The 3720-nt window shown below is 71.5% G+C and carries 2 protein-coding genes and 1 pseudogene; 1 reads left to right on the top strand and 2 read right to left on the bottom strand.

From position 1 onward, the window contains the following. Both HR086_RS45475 and HR086_RS45470 read right to left on the bottom strand, forming a co-directional pair. A partial coding sequence (locus HR086_RS45475) for a tetratricopeptide repeat protein (RefSeq protein ID WP_174468778.1) occupies nucleotides 1-1355 on the bottom strand: 1355 nt, incomplete at its 3' end. Between the two features lie 18 nt (nucleotides 1356-1373). Next, complete coding sequence (locus tag HR086_RS45470) at nucleotides 1374-3188, bottom strand: SpoIIE family protein phosphatase (protein ID WP_174468777.1); 1815 nt, start codon at nucleotides 3186-3188, stop codon at nucleotides 1374-1376. A 244-nt stretch (nucleotides 3189-3432) separates the two neighbouring features. Between HR086_RS45470 and HR086_RS45465 the strand changes: the two are divergent. Continuing rightward, nucleotides 3433-3720: pseudogene (locus HR086_RS45465) on the top strand (hypothetical protein); the annotation flags it as partial.

Here is a 3720-nt window from a genome sequence, read left to right as displayed (position 1 = left end):
GCCCCGCCCCTGTCCCGGGCACGGTGCGCGAGCGCGCGGGCCAGCCACTGCTTCGCCCCGGCGTGCGTGGGCTCCACCTGGAGCGCGTTGCCGTAGTCCTCGATGGCCTGGTCCCACTGGCCGGTGGCGAAGTGGTCCGCGCCCAGGAGCATCCAGCCCAAGGCCTGCCTCGGCACCATCTCCACGACGCGCCGGTGCACCTCCACCGCGCGCTGGAAGCGGCCGGCGCGACGGTTGACGGAGCCGAGCGACGCCCACAACTCCACGCTGCTCGCGCCCGAGCGCACCGCGGCCTCCAGGAACTGGATGGCCTCCTCGTGCCGGCCCTGCGCCTGGAGCGCCTTGCCGACCGCCATCTGTCCCAGCACCAGTCCGGGCTGCAGCTCCAGCACCTTGCGGTACGCCTCCTCGGCGGCGGGGGCCTGCTTCTGCGCCAGGCGCACGTCACCGAGCAGCAGGTACGCGGAGGGCGACGCCCCCAGCTTCACCATGGCCACCGCCTGCGCCTCCGCGCGCGGCACCTCGCCCGAGGCGAGGTACAGCCGGGCCAGCTTCTCCTTCGGCTCGGCCACCTGCGGGAAGCGCGTGGTGACCCCTTCGAGCAACGTCCGCGCCTCGCCCAACTTTCCTTCCAGCTCCAGCACGCTGGCCAGCCCCTGCTGCACGGTGGGCGACTCCGGCCGGCCCGCCTGCGCCTGGGTGAAGGACGCGCGAGCGGCCACCCCGTCCCGGCGCAGCACATGCGCGCGCCCCAGCAACTCATGGACCTGGAAGTCGTTGCCCGCCAGCTTCGCGGGACGCAGCGTCAGATACTTCTGCAACCGGGTCACCGCCGCGTCGCCCTGCTGAGCGAAGAGGTAGTAGCTGGCCAGGTAGTAGTGGACGATGAGGTGCTCGGCCTGGTCCGCGCCGGCCACCTGCTCCAAGAGAGGTACCGCCTCCGGGAAGCGGCGCAGCTTGAAGAGGGCCACGCCCAGCGGGTACGCCAGGGACAGCTCGGACGCATTCGCCGCCTGCACGGGCTTGACCCGGTCCACGGTGCGCGCCCAGTCCTGGAGCGCATTGGCGGCGGAGCCCACGCCCGCGGCGGCGGCGACGGAGCCCGGCTCGGCGGCCAGGGCCTGCTCGAAGAGGGCCAGGGCCTTGCGGTATTTCTCGTCCGCTTCCTTCTTGTCACCGGAGGCGCTCGCGGCGCTGGCGGACACCTGGGCCGTCTCGCCGTCCTTCACCAGCCGCTGCGACTCGGACATGGGTGGAGGGCGGTACTGAGCCAGGGCGGGAGGGCCGGCCAGCGAGGCCAGCAGGGCGAGCGCCGGGACGAGGCGTCGCATGGGGGTGTGGGGTGTGCGGCGCATGCGGGTGTCGTCCAGGGGTCAGGCGGGGCTGTACTCGGCCACGACGACGGTGATGTCATCGCGCTGGGGCTGGCCGGCGCTGTGCGCGCGGGCGTCCGCGAGCAGCGCATCACGCAGCGCCTCCGCGGACAGGTGGGCATGGGCTTGCACCGCCGCGGCCAGACGCTGGGTGCCGTACATGCGCCCCGCCCCGTCCCGCGCTTCGGTGATGCCGTCGGTGTACCAGACGATGATGTCCCCTGGCCGCAGCTGCGCCTGGCGGGACGAGAACTGCGACGTCACGGACGCGCCGAGCAGCGGCCCGCGCGCGGGCAGCGAGGCCACCTGCCCGCTGTGCTTGTTGAAGACGAGCGGGCTGGGGTGCGCGCCCGCCGCGTAGTCCACCAGGCCGTTGGACACGTCGATGACGGCCAGGGCGCTGGACATCTGGTGCTCGCCGCGGCCCACGTTGGCCAGCGTCACGTTCAGCGCGGTGATGAGCATCTGCGCGTTGACCTCGGTGGGCTCGCGCAGCGTCATCGCGGAGGCGAAGCCGCTGGTGGCGCTCGTGGCGACCAGCGAGGTGGACAGGCCGTGGCCCGTCACGTCGCCGATGCCGATGACCACCCGCTGCTCGTCCAGCACCGCGCGGAACCACCAGTCGCCACCACACGCGTCGGCGGTGACGACGAGGCCGGCGATGCGCAGCGGCCCCACCTGCACGGCATCTCGTCCGGGCAGCAGCGTCTCCTGCACCGTGCGGGCAAGGGACACCTCGCGCTCGAGCTGGGCCTTGGCGCGCACGTCGTCCAGCAGCACCTTGATGCGCTCGGCCATGTGGTTGAACACCACGCCCAGCGTCTTCACCTCGCGGCCAGCGCCGGTGGCGGACTGGGTGCGCGCACCCAGGTCTCCGGCGGCCAGTTGCATCACCTTGTGGGTGAGCACGCCCAGCGGACGGGTAATCCTGCGGCTCTGGAACGCGGCGACCACGCCCGCCAGCACCACGAAACCCACCCCCAGGGCGAGCATGCGCCAGGTGTTGGTCTCCATGGTGGCGCGCTTGTCACGCTCCAGCTCCCCCAGCTGATTCTGGAGGGCACGCAGCGAGTAGCTGATGACCACCAACCCCATGCCGCTGCTGGAGCCGTAGTTGATGGGCTCATGAATCTCGTACACCGCCTGGTTCTGGAAGAACGCCTGTACCAGTCGCTGCTCGACGACTCGCTTGGCGGGCGCATCATCGGCAGCGCCATCGGCGGCGGGCTTGTCGGGCGCATCGGCGGCCTTCGGCTCGCTGTCCGCCATCACCACGCCCTCCGGGTCGATGATCTGCACGCGGAGGATGTTGGGGTTGGCCCCGACCATGGAACCGGCCACGCCCTGCAGGAAGTCGTAGTTGTTGTCGCGCAGGTTGGTGACGGAGGTCAGCGCCAGCGTCCTGCCCACCGTCTGTCCCAGCTCGCGGGCCTGCTCCTGGATGCGCTCGGTGGAGCGGCGCGCGGTCTCCTCGAACTGGGACTGCGTGGAGGCAACGGACAGCGCCGCCACCATGCCGACGATGACCACCACCAGCGCGGTGGTGGTGAGCAGGAGGATCTGGTCCAACCGGAGGCCCCGGATGGCCGCTACATTGGGCAGCTCCCCGGCCTCCAGCGGAGCGATGAGCGTGCCCGTCGCCTCGACGTGGGGCAGGCCCACGTTGGACGTCAGCCGCGTGGCGGTGGACTCGCGAGTGCCGGTGATTTCCCGAGAGCCCGTCCTATCGGCGGGCGACAGCGTGCCGCCAGGAGACGTGCCGGGGGACGTGCCGGGCTCAGGTGTGGGGTTCAGACGCGTGTTCGTGCTGGACAAGGACACACCCGGAAGGCCACGCCAAGGCGCGGCGGGGAGCGGGAAAGAGCCGCGACTCTAGCGCACTTCTCCTGCTTCGCGAGACCTTGCCCCCCACGGCACGTCACGTCGGGCCCTCGGGCCGAGGCTTCCCACGAGGTGTGGTGCGTGGGTTGGCCTGGCGGACACTTCACATCCGGTGCGAAGCGGAGCACCGGGCCTTCACCGGGCGTCCGCTCGAAACGCCGGTTAGCATCCCGGACGCATGAAGCCCCACTTCCACGTGTCCGGGTTTCCCGTCCGCGTCCATCCGCTCTTCTTCCTCACGACCGTGGCGACGGGCTGGAGCTTCGCCTCCGGGCTGGCCCACCTGGCACTGTGGGTCGCGGTGGTGTTCGCCTCGGTGCTCCTCCACGAGCTGGGCCACGCGTGGGCGTTCCGCCACTTCGGCTCCACCGCGAGCATCTCCCTGCACGGGATGGGTGGAACCGCGCAGGGCACGGACCAGCTCACGCACCGCCAGTTCGCGTGGGTGAGCTTCGCGGGCCCCGGG

It is taken from the genome of Myxococcus sp. CA039A, assembly GCF_013336645.1.
GTDB lineage: Bacteria > Myxococcota > Myxococcia > Myxococcales > Myxococcaceae > Myxococcus > Myxococcus llanfairpwllgwyngyllgogerychwyrndrobwllllantysiliogogogochensis.
This window is presented reverse-complemented; position numbering and strand designations above follow the sequence as displayed.